Origin of the sequence: Allobranchiibius huperziae, assembly GCF_013410455.1 — a bacterium.
GTDB lineage: Bacteria > Actinomycetota > Actinomycetes > Actinomycetales > Dermatophilaceae > Allobranchiibius > Allobranchiibius huperziae.
The window spans coordinates 3,105,884-3,120,908 of the sequence record NZ_JACCFW010000001.1; the positions used below are offsets into that span (position 1 = coordinate 3,105,884).

At 71.2% G+C, this 15,025-nt stretch carries 15 protein-coding genes; 7 read left to right on the forward strand and 8 right to left on the reverse strand.

The features are described 5' to 3' along the window. Positions 1-41: 41 nt before the first annotated feature. A complete protein-coding gene (locus HNR15_RS14725; protein ID WP_179483032.1) occupies positions 42-1,916 on the forward strand; it encodes a sunset domain-containing protein in 1,875 nt (624 codons plus the stop codon). A gap of 58 nt (positions 1,917-1,974) precedes the next feature. Here HNR15_RS14725 and HNR15_RS14730 read toward each other — a convergent pair whose 3' ends face one another. Further along, a complete protein-coding gene (locus HNR15_RS14730) occupies positions 1,975-2,838 on the reverse strand; it encodes an LLM class flavin-dependent oxidoreductase (protein ID WP_179483034.1) in 864 nt (287 codons plus the stop codon). 9 nt (positions 2,839-2,847) lie between these two features. Further along, entirely contained in the window at positions 2,848-3,216 is a 369-nt protein-coding gene (locus HNR15_RS14735; protein WP_179483036.1) for a sterol carrier family protein, read from the reverse strand. 109 nt (positions 3,217-3,325) lie between these two features. Here HNR15_RS14735 and HNR15_RS14740 point away from each other — a divergent pair, with 109 nt between their 5' ends. Further along, entirely contained in the window at positions 3,326-4,129 is an 804-nt protein-coding gene (locus HNR15_RS14740) for a spermidine synthase (protein ID WP_179483038.1), read from the forward strand. Between the two features lie 64 nt (positions 4,130-4,193). Here the strand turns inward: HNR15_RS14740 and HNR15_RS14745 are convergent, their stop codons facing one another. Next, positions 4,194-4,484, reverse strand: a complete 291-nt coding sequence (locus HNR15_RS14745; RefSeq protein WP_179483039.1) for a putative quinol monooxygenase — start codon at positions 4,482-4,484, stop codon at positions 4,194-4,196. A gap of 122 nt (positions 4,485-4,606) precedes the next feature. On the opposite strand from HNR15_RS14745, the gene HNR15_RS14750 reads away from it, so the two are divergent. Continuing rightward, positions 4,607-5,026 (forward strand): PPOX class F420-dependent oxidoreductase, encoded by a 420-nt coding sequence (locus HNR15_RS14750; RefSeq protein ID WP_179483042.1) that lies wholly within the window; start codon positions 4,607-4,609, stop codon positions 5,024-5,026. Between the two features lie 108 nt (positions 5,027-5,134). Here the strand turns inward: HNR15_RS14750 and purL are convergent, their stop codons facing one another. The 4 genes from purL to HNR15_RS14770 form a co-directional block, all read right to left on the reverse strand. After that, entirely contained in the window at positions 5,135-7,423 is a 2,289-nt protein-coding gene (gene purL / locus HNR15_RS14755; RefSeq protein WP_179483045.1) for a phosphoribosylformylglycinamidine synthase subunit PurL, read from the reverse strand. Between the two features lie 16 nt (positions 7,424-7,439). Next, positions 7,440-8,111, reverse strand: coding sequence for a phosphoribosylformylglycinamidine synthase subunit PurQ (purQ, locus tag HNR15_RS14760; RefSeq protein WP_179483048.1), 672 nt, complete (start codon positions 8,109-8,111; stop codon positions 7,440-7,442). Beyond that, positions 8,108-8,365: a phosphoribosylformylglycinamidine synthase subunit PurS gene (gene purS, locus HNR15_RS14765; protein ID WP_179483050.1), complete on the reverse strand. Its 258-nt coding sequence runs from the start codon at positions 8,363-8,365 to the stop codon at positions 8,108-8,110. Before purS ends, purQ begins: the two co-directional genes overlap by 4 nt. 65 nt (positions 8,366-8,430) lie before the next feature. Continuing rightward, a complete protein-coding gene (locus HNR15_RS14770) occupies positions 8,431-9,330 on the reverse strand; it encodes a phosphoribosylaminoimidazolesuccinocarboxamide synthase (protein ID WP_179483052.1) in 900 nt (299 codons plus the stop codon). A 111-nt stretch (positions 9,331-9,441) separates the two neighbouring features. Here HNR15_RS14770 and HNR15_RS14775 point away from each other — a divergent pair, with 111 nt between their 5' ends. After that, a complete protein-coding gene (locus HNR15_RS14775; protein WP_179483054.1) occupies positions 9,442-9,651 on the forward strand; it encodes a CsbD family protein in 210 nt (69 codons plus the stop codon). 82 nt (positions 9,652-9,733) lie between these two features. On the opposite strand, the gene purD is transcribed toward HNR15_RS14775, so the two are convergent. Further along, complete coding sequence (purD, locus tag HNR15_RS14780) at positions 9,734-10,999, reverse strand: phosphoribosylamine--glycine ligase (RefSeq protein WP_179483056.1); 1,266 nt, start codon at positions 10,997-10,999, stop codon at positions 9,734-9,736. A gap of 358 nt (positions 11,000-11,357) precedes the next feature. Here purD and HNR15_RS18895 point away from each other — a divergent pair, with 358 nt between their 5' ends. The 3 genes from HNR15_RS18895 to HNR15_RS14795 all read left to right on the forward strand — a co-directional run bounded on the left by HNR15_RS18895 (position 11,358) and on the right by HNR15_RS14795 (position 15,022). Beyond that, the gene (locus HNR15_RS18895) at positions 11,358-12,401 is read left to right on the forward strand and encodes a LuxR C-terminal-related transcriptional regulator (RefSeq protein ID WP_179483059.1); all 1,044 of its coding nucleotides are present in this window, start codon (positions 11,358-11,360) and stop codon (positions 12,399-12,401) included. A 91-nt stretch (positions 12,402-12,492) separates the two neighbouring features. Further along, positions 12,493-14,700, forward strand: a complete 2,208-nt coding sequence (locus tag HNR15_RS14790; RefSeq protein WP_179483799.1) for a HelD family protein — start codon at positions 12,493-12,495, stop codon at positions 14,698-14,700. Then, positions 14,693-15,022, forward strand: coding sequence for a chorismate mutase (locus tag HNR15_RS14795; RefSeq protein ID WP_179483061.1), 330 nt, complete (start codon positions 14,693-14,695; stop codon positions 15,020-15,022). The genes HNR15_RS14790 and HNR15_RS14795 overlap by 8 nt, the downstream gene beginning before the upstream one ends. Positions 15,023-15,025 lie beyond the last annotated feature (3 nt).

Below are 15,025 nucleotides of genomic sequence, written 5' to 3' on the forward strand. Positions count from 1 at the left end.
GGTGACGACGTCCCCCACCACACCCGTAGAAGTGAGTTCGCATGATCTGGGCCGTCCTCGTCCTGGCGATCATCGCCGTTGCCGAAGGTCTGTACATCGCGCTGCGCGATCCCAAGCGCGGCGGTTCGATCGGCATCCACGGTGTCTCCGGCGACCGGAAGGGCAGTCCGGAGGTGGCGGAGGCGCCCGCGGCCGAGCCGGAGTCGGTGCAGGCGGGCGGCTCGCGGGCGCGTACGCCGGCCGAGAAGCCCCTCGAGAAGCAGCCGGCCGCGGAGCAGCAGGCCGCGAGCATGCAAAACGAGGAGGTCGCGAAGGCTCAGCCGGAGTCGGCGCGCACCCCCGACGAGAAGGACGAGTCGGCTGCGGCCGGAGGCGACGATTGGGACGCCGCACCTGCGGCCGTGGCCGACAGTGCCCAGCCGGCGGCCGAGAAGACTCCTGAGAAGGCCCCCGAGCCCACGAAGTCCGAGCCGGCGGAGTCCGAGCCCGAGAAGAAGCCGGCGCCTGCTGTCGCGGCCGCCGGTGGAGGCGACGACTGGGACGCCGCGCCGCCCGCCCTGGACGACAAAGCCCCCGCCGAGAAGTCGACGGAGAAGGCACCCGAGCCGGCGACGTCCGAGCCCGAGGAGAAGCCGGCGCCCACTGCGCCCGCAGCCGGTGGAGGCGACGACTGGGACGCCCCGCCCCCGCCGCTGGACGACAGCGCCCCTGCCGAGAAACAGACTGAGAAGCCGGCCGAGGAGCCCGCTGGGGCCGCGAAGGTCGAGGAGAAGGCCGCCGAGCCTGTGGCCGAAGAGAAACCGACCCCCGCTGCCGCGGCCGCGCCCTCCGCAGGTGGAGGCGACGACTGGGCCACCCCGCCCCCGCCGCTGGACGACAGCGCCCCTGCCGAGAAACAGACTGAGAAGACGGCCGAGGAACCCGCTGGGACCGCGAAGGTCGAGGAGAAGCCCGCCGAGGCCGCCGAGCCCGCGGCCGAAGAGGAACCGGCCCCCGCTGCCGCGCCCTCCGCAGGTGGAGGCGACGACTGGGCCACCCCGCCCCCGCCGCTGGACGACAGCGCCCCCGCCGCCGAGAAGTCCGCGAGCCAGGCTGCGCCGGTGGCCGAGGAACAGCGCGAGGACACCGACGACGACCAGGCCCAGGAGCGCGCCGAGCGCGCTCACGAGGCCCCCGCCACGGAGCAGGTCTCGGCGTCGACGACCGCGGACGCCGGGGCCGAACCCGCCCCGGCCGGCACCCCGGCAGCCGATGCTCCTGCCGCGGGCGGTGGCGACGACTGGGCCACCCCGCCCCCGCCGCTGGACGACACCGCTCCCCCCGCTGCCAAGCCGGCCGCGGAGGCAGCACCGCCCGAGCCCGCACGGGACGAGGACCGCGAGCTGGCTGCTAACGAGCAGCGCGAGGACACCGACGACGACCAGCCGGAGGAGCGCACCGAGCGGGCCCACGAGGCCCCCGCCACGGAGCAGGTCTCGGCGTCCACGACAGCCGACGCCGGCGCCGAACCCGCCCCGGCCGGCACCCCGGCAGCCGATGCTCCTGCCGCGGGCGGAGGCGACGACTGGGCCACCCCGCCCCCGCCGCTGGACGACGCGCTGTCGACGAGTCAGGCCCCGCAGGAGGCCCCGGCCGCCAGCAGCCCGGTCTCGGATCACGCCGCCGAGCACGTCTCCGACGGCTCCGACGAGGCATCCGCCGGCGATGAGGAGGACGGCCCCCTCGGCCCGGGTTCCGCGGCTCCGGCCGAGGACGGCTCGGGGCCCAAAGGCTGGGTGAAGGGTGACGACAACGACATGTCCTTCCACACACCCGAGTCGCCCGGTTTCGACGACGCCGAGGCCAGCGTGTGGTTCAAGGACGAGGCGGCCGCCCGGCGCGGCGGTTTCCGGCACTGGGACCCCAGCAAGCGCTAGGTCTCACCATTCGGACATGCCGGGCGGGTCATCTGTGACCCGCCCGGCATGTCCATTTTCAGGGGCGAGTGAGGTAGCGGTCGGCGACCGCTTCCAGGACGTCGCGTGAGCCGGCGTACGGCCCATCGGGGCGCGGCCAGTGCGTGATCACGTCGGTGAAGCCGAGCTCCTCTGCACGTCCCACCATGTCGGCGAAGTGCTCGACGCTGGAGAGGGCGTACGCTCCGCCGCCGTCCAGGTTCAGGTGCCGTTCGAAGTCGTCCTCACGTTCGCGGGCCGCGAGAGCGCAGGTCATCCGCTCCGACACGTCGGCCAGGCCTGCCCACCACGTCGGCTCGTCGGCCGGCTTGCCGTAGGTCACCCATCCGTTGCCGCGCTCGGCGGCGATCGAGATCGAGCGCGGTCCGTTCGCCGCGAGGATGAACGGCGGTCGCGGGTTCTGCACCGCGCGGGGCAGCGTCCGGGCGTCGTTCGCGCGGAAGTACGCGCCGTCGTACGACACATGGTCCTCGCGCAGCACGGTGTCCAGGCGGGTGACGAACTCCTCGTAACGGTCGACGCGCTCCCGCGTGCTCAGCGTCGGCTGCCCGATGACCTGCGAGTCCCGGTCACCCCCGACCCCGATGCCGACGATCAGACGGCCGGCGGAGATGTCGTCGACGGCCAGGATGTCGCGCATGAACGTGACCGGGTCACGGAAGTTGGGCGAGCTCACGAACGTCCCGAGCCGGGCCCGTGAGGTGACCATGGCCGCTGCTGTCAGGGTCGGCATCGTCCCGAACCACGGCGAGTCCGGCAGCCCTCCCCAGGTGAGGTGGTCGTAGGTCCAGAGGTGGTCGAAGCCCAGCTCCTCGGCGGCCCGCCAGAGGGGTGCGGCGTCGGACCAGCGGTGCTCGGGCAGGATCGTGATTCCGAAGCGCATGGCCGCAGCCTACGAGCGACGTACGAGGGGAAGGTAGGCCGACAGGTCCGCTCGACCACCCGACGCGCTCAGCCGACCGCTGGACTCCGCCTCCGACCAGGTGAGGTCGCCGACAGCCAATGCGAGCCACGAGTCAGCCTGCAGCTCAACGACGTTCGGGGGCGTGCCGCGCCGGTGCGTCGTGCCCTGGATGACCTGCACAGCGCCGTACGGCGGCACGCGCACCTCGACGCTGCGGCCCGGGGCCTGCAGGGACAACTCCTCCAGCGTGTAGCGCACGGCGGTCGCGAGTGTGGAACGGTCCAGGGTCGTCGAATCGGCCATCCAGGCGCGCAGCGCGGCTCCGCCTGCGGCCGGATCGATACGTCGGCGCGGCATCCGTCCATCCCACCACGAGCCGCCGCCGCGGGTGTCCGCGGTTTCGTGCGGACGGGTGCGCGATAGTGCGGACAGTCGGGGTTCGCGAGGCTTCCAGCAGACTGTGCGGATGGCCGACATCGAGTTCGCGACCGACGAGCGCGGTGGGGTGACCGTGATGCGCGACGGGCACCCGCAGTCCCATGTGCAACCCGACGATCCGCGGCTTCTGGTCTTCGAGTACGTCCAGCACTTCGCTCTGGTCCTCGATCTGCTGCCGCCCGGCCCGCTACGGGTAACGCACGTCGGCGGCGCCGGCCTCACCCTGGCTCGCTACCTGCAGGCCACCCGCCCCGGGTCGCCGCAGATCGTGCTCGAACCCGACGTCGAGCTGACCGAGTCGGTGCGACGCGAGATCCCGCTCCCCCGCCAGCACCGCATCAGGGTGCGCCCGGCCGACGGTGCTGCGGGCGTCCGAGCCCTGCGGGACGCCAGTGCGGACGTGATCGTGCTCGACGCGTACGCCGACGGCAGGGTGCCCGCCGAACTCACCGGGAGTGCGTTCCTCGCCGAGTGCGCACGGGTGCTCGCGCCGGGCGGGCTGCTCCTGGCGAACCTCGCCGACGAGCCCGGCATGCGGTACATCCGCCGGGTGGTCGCGACCCTGCCCGCCTCGCTGCCCGAGGTGGCGCTCCTCGCGACCAACGAGGTGCTGAAGGGGCGCCGGTTCGGCAACGTCGTACTGCTCGCGTCGGGGGCGCCGGCGCCGCTCGACGTACGCGGGCTGCGACGAGCCGCAGCCCGCGCCGACTTCCCGACCGGCCTACGCGCCAATGCAGAGGTCGCGGCTCTGGTGCGCGGCGTCCCGCCGTTCGGCGAGACCGGTGAGCGCTCCCCCGCGCCCCCGGAGCTGGGCGGCTGGCGGGTGCGCTGAGCGGCGCGTCCGTCGACGGTCGGGGATGCGCCAGCGCGATCTCGGCGCAGCCCCGACCCGTCGGTTACGCGTCCGCCAGCGGGTAGATCGCGGGCTGGCCGGCCATGAGCGGCCCGGCGACCGAGAACGCCTTGGCGATGTGCTCGGACTTCATGTGCTGATCCAGGTCGTCACGCGAACGCCACTTCTCGATCGTGATGAACGTGGTCGGTGCGTCGGCAGCGACTCGCAGTTCGTAGCTGACACAGCCCTCTTCGGTACGGGTCGCGGTCACCAGCTCCTCCAGCGCAGCCTTCACTTCCGCCTCGTTCCCCGGCTTGGCTTCGATCACGGCAACGACATCCAGATCGGACACGGTGACACCTTCCAACTCGTGCGGGATCGACGTCGACCCCGTCTCCGCGCAGTCTGACAGGCTGCCCGCGCGGGCGTCCGGAGATGGTGACGCCTCGGGTGGTCATGCGGCAGGCTGCAGGGATGAGCGACGACGCACTGCGGACCCTGATCGCGGACTCCCGGATGGCAAGCCTGGCGACGATCAAGCGCGACGGGCGGCCGCAGCTGTCCAACGTGGTCTATCTCTACGACCGCTCGCGCGACATGTGCACCGTGTCGGTCACCGCTGACCGCGCGAAGACCCACAACCTGCAACGTGATCCGCGTGCCAGCATCCTCGTCAACGCCAAGGGCGGCTGGCAGTACGCCGTGGCGGAGGCCGATGCCGAGCTGATGCCCGTGAGCGCCGACCCGCAGGACGCCAGCGTGGAGGAACTGGTCGACCTCTATCGCGCGCTACAGGGCGAGCACGACGACTGGGACGACTACCGGGCGGCCATGGTCCGCGACCGGCGCCTGCCGCTGCACCTCCACATCACGCACCTCTACGGCTCCGCCTGACCCTGCCCCACCCGCCGAGTGGCATACATATGTCTCGAGTGGCGCACGTTTACGTGCGCCACTCGAGACATATGTATGCCACTCAGGGAGAGGCAGAACCCGGAAGGATTAGCCGAAGACGGCCGGCAGCGTGTCGGTGTGCGCCCGACGCAGTTCTTCGAGAGTCATCGAGTCGACGCCCTCGATCTGCAGACCGTCGATCTCGGCCGCCGTGACGCCGATCGCCGACATCTCCACGCCGTGCTCGTCGCACAACGACGCCAGTGCGTCCGCGTGCTCCGGCGCGACAGCGACCACCGCGCGTGCGGCCGACTCGGAGAAGAGGTCGGTGAAGACGTTGTCGGACAACGAGATCCGCGCACCGATCCCGTGTCGCAGCACACCCTCCATCAGCGCGACCGCGAGGCCGCCCTGCGAGAGGTCGTGCGCTGCTGCGAGGACGCCGTCCCGCGCTCCCTGCACGAGGACGTCCGCCAGCGCACGTTCGGCGGCGAGGTCGACCCGCGGCGGCGTACCGCCGAGGTGGTCGTGCACGACCCCGGCCCACTCCGAGCCGTCGAACTCCTCGCGGGTCGCACCGAGTTGGAAGAGGTAGAGACCGCCCGTCGACCAGCCGGACGGCGTACGCCGCGCGACGTCCTCGAGCACTCCCAGCACCGACAGGACAGGCGTCGGATGGATCGCGGTGGCGCCGGTCTGGTTGTAGAACGACACGTTGCCACCGGTCACCGGCACGCCGAACGCCCTGCAGCCGTCGACGATCCCGTCGACCGCCTGGGAGAACTGCCACATCACGCCGGCATCCTCGGGTGAGCCGAAGTTGAGGCAGTCCGAGACCGCCACCGGCAGCGCGCCGGTGGTCGCGACGTTGCGGTAGGCCTCGGCCAGCGCGAGCTGCGCACCGGCGTACGGGTCGAGCTGCGCGAAGCGGGCGTTGCAGTCGGTCGAGAGCGCGACGCCGAGTCCGGTCGACTCGTCGACGCGTACGACGCCGGCGTCGTCGGGCATCGCCAACGAGGTGTTGCCGCGGACGTAACGGTCGTACTGGTCGGTGATCCAGGACTTGTCGCAGATGTTCGGCGATGCCAGCACCTGCAGCAGCTGCTCGCGCAGCTCGGCCGGGGTCGACGGCCGAGTGAGCCCGAGTGCCGAATCAGCCTGCAGCGCATCGAGGTACGCCGGTCGCTGCATCGGTCGCTCGTAGACCGGGCCGTCGTGGGCGACCGAGCGCGGCGGCACGTCGACGATGGTCTCGCCGTGCCAGCTGATGAGAAGGTGGGTGCCGTCGGTGACCTCGCCGAGGACCGTCGCCTCGACGTCCCAGCGGTCGGTGATCGCCAGGAACTCCTCGAGCTGATCCGGCGCGACGACCGCCATCATGCGTTCCTGCGACTCGGACATGAGGATCTCCTCAGGCCGCAGAGACGCGTCGCGCAGCGGCACGGTGTCGAGCTCGATCGTCATACCGCCGTCGCCGGCGGAAGCGAGTTCGCTGGTGGCACAGGAGAGTCCGGCTCCGCCGAGGTCCTGAATTCCTTCGACCACGCCGGCGCGGTAGAGGTCGAGGCAGCACTCGATGAGCACCTTCTCCGCGAACGGGTCGCCCACCTGCACCGACGGCCGCTTCGTGGGGCCGGCAGAGTCGAAGGTCTCCGACGCGAGCACCGAGACCCCGCCGATGCCGTCGCCACCGGTCTTGGCGCCGAAGAGCACGACCTTGTTGCCGACACCGGTGGCCTTCGCCAGGTGCAGGTCCTCGTGCCGCAGAGCACCCACGCACAGCGCGTTGACCAGCGGATTTCCCTGGTAGCACTCGTCGAAGACGACCTCGCCGCCGATGTTGGGGAGGCCGAGGCAGTTGCCGTAACCGCCGATCCCGGCGACCACGCCCGGCAGCACCCGCAGGGTGTCCGGGTGGTCGAGCGCGCCGAAGCGCAGCGGGTCCATCACGGCGATCGGGCGGGCGCCCATCGCCATGATGTCGCGCACGATGCCGCCGACGCCGGTCGCGGCGCCCTGGTGCGGCTCGATGTACGACGGGTGATTGTGCGACTCGATCTTGAAGGTGACCGCCCAGCCCTGGCCGATGTCGACCACGCCGGCGTTCTCACCGATCCCGGCGAGCTGCTTGCCGATCGGTGTCTCGGCCGGCAGGTCGCCGAAGCGACGCAGGTGGACCTTGGAGGACTTGTAGGAGCAGTGCTCGCTCCACATCACCGAGTACATCGCGAGCTCGGCGCTGGTGGGACGACGACCGAGGATCTCGCGGATCCGTGCGTACTCCTCCTCCTTCAACCCGAGCTGAGCCCATGGCTGTACGACGTCGGGAGACTCCGCTGCCCGGCCGACCGTGTCCACGCCTTCGGTGGACGGCGCCTGGATGATGTTGTCCGTCATAGCTATTCGTAAGACCTCACGCGTCGACGAGCGAGTGCAGCACTGACGTGAAGAACGCCAGGCCGTCGGTGCTGGGCCCGAATCCGGACTCCACACAGTGTTCGGGGTGCGGCATGAGCCCGACGACGTTGCCGCGCTCGTTGGTGATGCCGGCGATGTCCCGGTAGGACCCGTTGGGGTTGGCGCCGAGGTAGCGGAACGCCACCCGGCCCTCACCCTCGAGGGCGTCGAGGGTGGCCTCGTCCGCGACGTAGCCGCCCTCGCCGTTCTTCAGGGCGATCAGGATCTCCTGGCCGCTCTCGAAGTCGCCGGTCCAGGCGGTGGAGTCGTTCTCGACCCGCAGCCGCTGGTCGGTGCAGATGAACTTGCGGTGGTCGTTGCGGATCAGCGCGCCGGGCAGCAGGTGGGACTCGCACAGCACCTGGAAGCCGTTGCAGATGCCGAGCACCGGCAACCCGCCCTGCGCGGCCGGCACCAGCTTGTCCATGACGGGCGCGAACCGGGCGATCGCACCGGCACGCAAGTAGTCGCCGTACGAGAAGCCACCCGGCAGCACGACGGCGTCGACCCCGTGCAGGTCGGCGTCCGCGTGCCAGAGCGACACGGCCTTGCCGCCCGCCAGGCGGATCGCGCGCTGCGAATCGTGGTCGTCCAGGGATCCCGGGAACGTGACGACGCCGATCTTCACGCGTCCGACTCCAGCGCGTGCACGCTCACGACGTCCTCGATGACCGGGTTCGACAGGAGCGTGTCGGCCGCCTCGCGGGCCTGGGCGAGGACCGTGTCCGTGACGGGGCCGTCGACCGCGAGCACGAAGCGCTTGCCCTGGCGTACGTCGGTGAAGTCGCCGAAGCCGAGCCGGGGCAGGGCGCCGGCCACCGCCTGGCCCTGCGGGTCGAGGATCTCGGGTTTGAGCATGACGTCGATGACGACGTGTCCCATTGCTGTTTCTCCCACGGGGGCCGGTGACGCAGACCTGATCGAACCCGGTAGATGCTACCGGCGGCTCAGGGGCGGAACGTGCGGCCGGTCAGCTGCTCGTACGCCTCGACGTAGCGATCGCGGGTCTGCCCGACGACGTCCTGCGGCAGCTCGGGCGGCTCCTCACCCGACGCGCGGTCCCATCCCGAAGCCGGTGAGGTGAGCCAGTCGCGCACGTACTGCTTGTCGTACGACGCCTGCGGGTGGCCCGGCTCCCAGGACACCGCCGGCCAGAACCGGGACGAATCGGGCGTCAGCACCTCGTCGGCCAGCACGATCTCGCCATCGGCGCGGACGCCGAACTCCACCTTGGTGTCGGCGATGAGGATCCCCCGCGGCGCTGCGATCTCGTTGCTGCGGTCCAGGATGCGCACGGTCAGGTCACGCACGCGCGCCGCGAGATCGGGGCCGACCTTCGCCGTCACCTCGTCGTAGGTCATCGGCAGGTCGTGCTCGCCGACCGGAGCCTTGGTGGTGGGGGTGAAGACGGGCTTCGGCAGCCGGTCGCCGTCGACCAGCCCCGCCGGCAGCTCGACCCCGCTGACCGCGCCGTCCCGCTCGTACTCCGACAGGCCACCACCGGTCAGGTAGGCGCGGGCGATGCACTCGACCGGCACCATGTCGAGGCGTTCGACGAGGACGGCCCGCCCGGCGACCTGCTCGGGCACGTCGGTGGAGACGATCTGGTTCGGCACCAGGTCGGCCAGCTGATCGAACCACCACAGCGACAGCTGGGTGAGCACGGCGCCCTTGTCCGGGATCTGCGAGCGCAGCACGAAGTCGTAGGCCGAGATCCGGTCCGAGGCGACCAGCAGCAGCCGGTCCGTACGCGGCGCACCGTCGTCGCCCAGCGGCGCGTAGAGGTCGCGGACCTTGCCGGAGTAGACGTGCGCGAAACCCGGCAGCGTGAACGTCATGGCGCGCATTCTGTCAGTGCGGGGGAACCGCGGAGGGTGGCCACCCGTTGGACGGGTAGCAGGCAACCTGGCTCACGAGGGGACATACTCGTAGCTACGTGCACAACAATTGGAGGAATCATGGGCATTGGTGACAAGATCTCGAATCTCGTGCAGCAGGGCAAGGGCAAGGCCCAGGAAGCGGCCGGCAACGCTACCGACAACCCCGACCAGGTAGCCGAGGGCAAGGCCAACCAGTCCGGCGGCGAAATGAAGCAGGCCGGCGAGAACATCAAGGACGGCGACCTCAAGGGCGCCGCGTCGGACGCCAAGGACGCTTTCGACCACTGATCTCACAGCAGAGCCCCCGGCCGTCAGGTCGGGGGCTTTCGCATGCCCGCTCACGTGATGGGGCGAGCTCGAGGATCCGGGTTCAGGGCACGTGGACCTCGCCGCGCTCCGCGGCCAGCGCGATGTCGGTGCGGTGCCGGCTGCCGCGCATCCGGATGCCGTCCACGCACGCGTACGCCGCGGCACGCGCCCCGGCGAGGGTGTCGCCCAGCGCCACCACGGACAGCACCCGACCGCCGGACGACACCAGTGACCCGTCACGTCGCGCGGTCCCCGCGTGCAGCACCGAGACCCCGTCGGAGACGTCGATGCCGGTGATCTCGTCACCGGTGACCGGGCTCGCCGGGTAGTTCTCCGCGGCGATCACGACCGTGACCGCGCTCTGCTCCCGCCACACCAGTGGGTGCTGGTCGGCGAGGGCCCCGGTGGCAGCCGCGTACAGCAGGGCGCCCAGCGGTGTGCGCAGCCGGGCCAGGACGACCTGGGTCTCCGGGTCGCCGAAGCGGGCGTTGAACTCGATCACCCGCGGCCCGGCGGAGGTGAGCGCCAGGCCGACGTAGAGCACGCCGACGAACGGGGTGCCGCGTCGGCGCATCTCGTCGACGGTGGGCTGAGCGACCCGGCGTACGACGTCGTCCACCAAGCCTTCGGGCGTCCAATCCAGCGGCGAATAGGCCCCCATTCCACCAGTGTTGGGGCCTTCGTCACCATCGAGCGCTCTCTTGAAGTCCTGCGCGGGTGCGAGCGCGCGGACGGTCTCGCCGTCGGTGAGGCAGAAGAGGGACACCTCCGGACCATCGAGGAACTCCTCGACGACGACCTCGCTGCCGGCGGCCAGACAGGCCCGGCCGTGCTCCAGCGCCGCGGTCAGGTCGTCGGTCACCACGACGCCCTTTCCTGCTGCCAGACCATCGTCCTTCACGACGTACGGCGTGCCGCTGGCATCGAGCGCGTCGCGCACCTGCTCCTCGGTGCGGCACACATGGCACCGGCCGGTGGGTACGTCGGCAGCGGCCATCACGTCCTTGGCGAACGCCTTGCTTCCCTCCAGCCGGGCAGCCTCGCCGGACGGGCCGAAGACGGCGAAACCGGCCTGGCGCAGGACGTCGGCCACCCCGGCGACGAGCGGCACCTCGGGTCCGATGACGACCAGATCCACGGCGGCTTCCTCGGCGATGGCCCGGATCGCGTCGGCGTCGCGCACGTCGGGCAGCTCACGACACTCGGCCAGCTCGGCGATCCCCGGATTACCGGGTGCGGCCACCACGCGCGTCACGTCCGGATCGATCACCAGCCCCTGCACGAGCGCGTGTTCGCGGGCACCGGCACCGACCACAAGGACCTTCACGAGCACAGAGCCTAGGGCGACCCGGGCGAACGAGGGTCAGCGCGGGCCGCCGCGGGCGCGCGCAGCCCACAGAGCCGCAGGCAGAGGTGAGGAAGGTGGTGGGACCCTCCCGAAAGTCAGGGGGGAGGTCTTTCGGGAGGTTCCCACCGCGAGGCGCGGTGGTCTGCCGAGGGGGGTCGGCGACGCTTCCGCAAGCTCGCACAGCCCAAGGGCTGCAGGCACAACTATGCGGTCCCGGCTCCAACGTTTCAAGTCGGGCGTTGTCGGATATCGTCATTGGCGAAGACCCGCCAATCATCGGACCCGGGACGGCCCCGTACCCGCGTGGTGGGCTTCGGCAACGGGAGGAGTGGCTGTCGTGGCACCTGAGGAAGAGAGCGACCGGAGTGACTTCAGGACCGGCGCGCCCACAAGGGACGGCGGTCCCGAGGATCCCCTCGGCGACGCGGACCTGACCGACATCTACCTGGCGGCGCTGGCGCATCCCCTGCTGCGACGGGAGGACCTGCTGGCCGGCGGTTTCAACGAAGCGGACATCAACGACACGCTCCCCCTGCTCGAGGCGCGCGGGATGATCCAACGCCTGGACCGGTCCAGTTGGCGGGTGCTTCCCCCGGACGTCGTGCTGCCCGCGTTCGCCGCGCGACTGGAGGACCGGGCCCGTTCGGTGCGGTCGTCGGCGGCGGCGATGACGCGCGTCTTCCAGCAGCACCAGGAGCGGCCGCAGGACCGCGACCCGTTCGAAGGCGTGCAGATCGTGACGTCGTTCGCCGGGATCAACCAGGCACTGACCCGGCTCATCGGCACCGCGCGTCGCGACGTGATGATGGTCTACGCCGACTCCCCGATTGCCCGGATGCTGCTCGATCAGCCCATGGCGGCCCATCAGCGCGACCTGGTCAACAGCTCCGGTGCGCCCGTGCACGTGCAGGCCAACTACTCCGACACCCTGCTGGACCACCCCAACTTCCCCGAGATGCTCCGGCTGCGGGCCGCCAAGGGTGACGAGCAACGCGTCACCCCGGGCATGCGCCTGACCACCCTGGTCAACGACGTGGGGTTCGCCATGGTGGATCTGGAGGACGACCAGGGTCAGCCGCACGGGCTGGTCGTGACCGACAGCGCCTTCTCGACCGCGATCGCCGAGGTCTGTCGCTGGGGGTGGCAGATCGGGGTGCCCTGGCGGATGGGGGCCGACGGCACGAACACCATGGGTGCCGCCGACCAGGAGCGCGCCATCCTGCAGATGATGGCCGCGGGCGCTTCCGACGCCGCCATCGCCCGGCACCTGAAGCTGTCCCAACGCACCGTGGAGCGCAGGGTGCGCGCGCTGATGGACCGTCTCAACGCGACGACGCGCTTCCAGGCGGGGGTGCTCGCCGTACGCCGGGACCTGCTCTGAGCATCCGCCCACCCAGCGGCGACGATCCGCTCACGCACGGTGACTACAGTTATCGGTCTTTGGCGTCGACGTCTTCTGGAGCAACGTGAGCGTGACCCACCGCCCGGCCACCCCACCGATCCCGCCGCAGGTCGCGGCCGAGATCGCGCACGAACAAGAGCATGTCGATCGCGTCTACGTCGAGCTCGGCAAGGCCGGCGAGCGCGCGCGGCTCGTGGAGGCCGAGGGCCTCGGCCGCGGGTTCAGCGACCGCGGCGGCGCGATCCGCGACGACGAGGTGACCGGCCTCTTCCAGCGGGACGCGCTGGTGTTCAACGCCGGCCGTCGGCGCCAGGCGCTGGAGACCCAGTACGAAGGCCTGGTCTTCGGACGCCTGGACCTGCAGGACGAGGTCCGGTACGTCGGCCGGCTGGGCGTGCGCGACGACGAGTACGAGCCGCTGGTCATCGACTGGCGCGCTCCTGCGGCGTCGCCGTTCTACCGCGCCACCCCGGTCGACCCGCACGGCGTCGTACGCCGCCGCGTGCTGCGTTGCCGCGACGCCCTGGTGCTCGGGGTGGAGGACGACCTGATGGTCCCCGAGGCGCCCGAGGGGATGGTCGTCGTCGGCGACGGCGCCCTGATGGCCGCCCTCAGCCGCTCGCGGGGCGGCCGGATGCGCGACATCGTCGCGACCATCCAGCAGCACCAGGACGAGGCCATCCGGGCGAGCGCGCGGGGGGTCACCGAGATCACCGGCGGCCCCGGCACGGGCAAGACGGTCGTGGCCCTGCACCGGGCGGCGTACCTGCTCTACTCCAACCGCCGGCGTTTCGAGAGCGGCGGCATCCTGGTGGTCGGGCCGTCCAGCTCGTACACGGCGTACATCGAGCGCGTGCTGCCCTCGCTCGGCGAGGACAGCGTGTCGTTGCGCTCGCTCGGCGACGTCGTCGGCGGCATCACCGCCTATCGTCTCGACCATCCGGAGGCGGCCCGGGTCAAGGGTTCGCTGTCGATCCGTCAGGTGCTCGCGCGGGCGGCGCGCGATGTGCCGCCGGGCAGTCCCGATCAGCTCCGCACGATGGTCGCGGGGTCCCCCGTGCGCATCGAGGGCGCGGCGCTGGGCAGGATCCGCCGCCAGGTGCTGCGCGGCCACCGGCACAACACCGGTCGCAAGGCCGCGCTGGAGGCGTTGACGGAGGCCGCCTGGGCGCAGGTGCGCACCGGGGAGCGCCCCGAGTTCGTCGACCAGTTCCAGGAGCACCGTGAGGTGGAGGCCTTCATCGAACGCTGGTGGGCGCCGCTCGACCCGCGCGAGGTGCTGCTGTGGCTGGCCGATCCCGAGCGCCTGCACCGGTACGCCGGCGACGTGCTCTCGGCGTCCGATGTCGCGGTGCTCGGTCGGTCGATGGCCGAGACCCTCGACACCGGCCAATGGTCGGTCGCGGACATCGCGCTGATCGACGACCTGGTGACCCGGCTGGATACCCCGCCGGAGGCACCCCAGGAGGAGCGGGGTTTCTACGAGATCGAGGAGCTGGACGACGTACGCGGTCACGGTGTCGCCGAGCTCGGCACCGTCGGGGGTCCGGTCGGAGCCCAGCGCACCAGTCGGTCCGAACGGATCGCCGGCGATCCGCGGGAACGCCTGATGCGGGGGCGGATCGGCGAAGCCGAGGAGTACGCGCACGTCCTCGTCGACGAGGCGCAGGACCTCTCGCCGATGCAGTGGCGGATGGTCGGGCGGCGCGGCCGTTACGCGTCCTGGACCGTCGTGGGCGACGCGGCACAGAGCTCCTGGCCGGTGCCCGCGGAGGCCGAACGCGCCCGCGAGGAGGCCTTCGGCACTGCGCCGCGGCAGCGCTTCCACATGGACACCAACTACCGCAACGCGCGGGAGATCTTCGACTACGCGGCACGTGTGGTCCGTGCGCAGATGCCGGACGCCGACATCCCCGATGCGGTCCGCGAGACCGGCGTCGATCCGCTGGTCCTGCAGTCCGATCCGGCCGGTGTCGGCCCGCTGGTCGACGACGCCGTACGCAACCTGCTTAGGGAGGTCGACGGACTGGTGGCCGTGGTCAGTCCCGCGGCCCACCGCGCCGCGCTGACGGCCGCCCTGGCGTCGGACCCGCGGGTCGTCCTGGTCGACCCGATGTCGACCAAGGGCCTGGAGTACGACGCCACGGTCGTGGTGGACCCTGCGGAGATCACCCGCGAGTCCCCCGGCGGCGTCCGGGTCCTCTACGTGGCGCTCACCCGCGCCGCCCACCGGATGACGATCGTCGAGGTATCCGAGGATGGAGCACGCCATGAGTGACGACGACGCCCTGCACGCCTCGACCGAGACGCCCGACGTGGCCGCGGACGGGGTCCTCACGTCGTACCGGCAGTCGATCGACAACATCGACGCGGCGCTGATCCACCTGCTCGCCGAGCGCTTCAAGATCACCCAGGCGGTCGGGGTCTACAAGGCCGAACACGACCTGCCGCCGGCGGATCCCGCCCGTGAGCAGCGTCAGGTCGCACGGCTGCGCGGGCTGGCGAGCGCGTCGCAACTCGACCCGGAGTTCAGCGAGAAGTTCCTGCGCTTCGTGATCGACGAGGTCATCCACCACCACGAGCGCCTGCGCGACGACTGACGC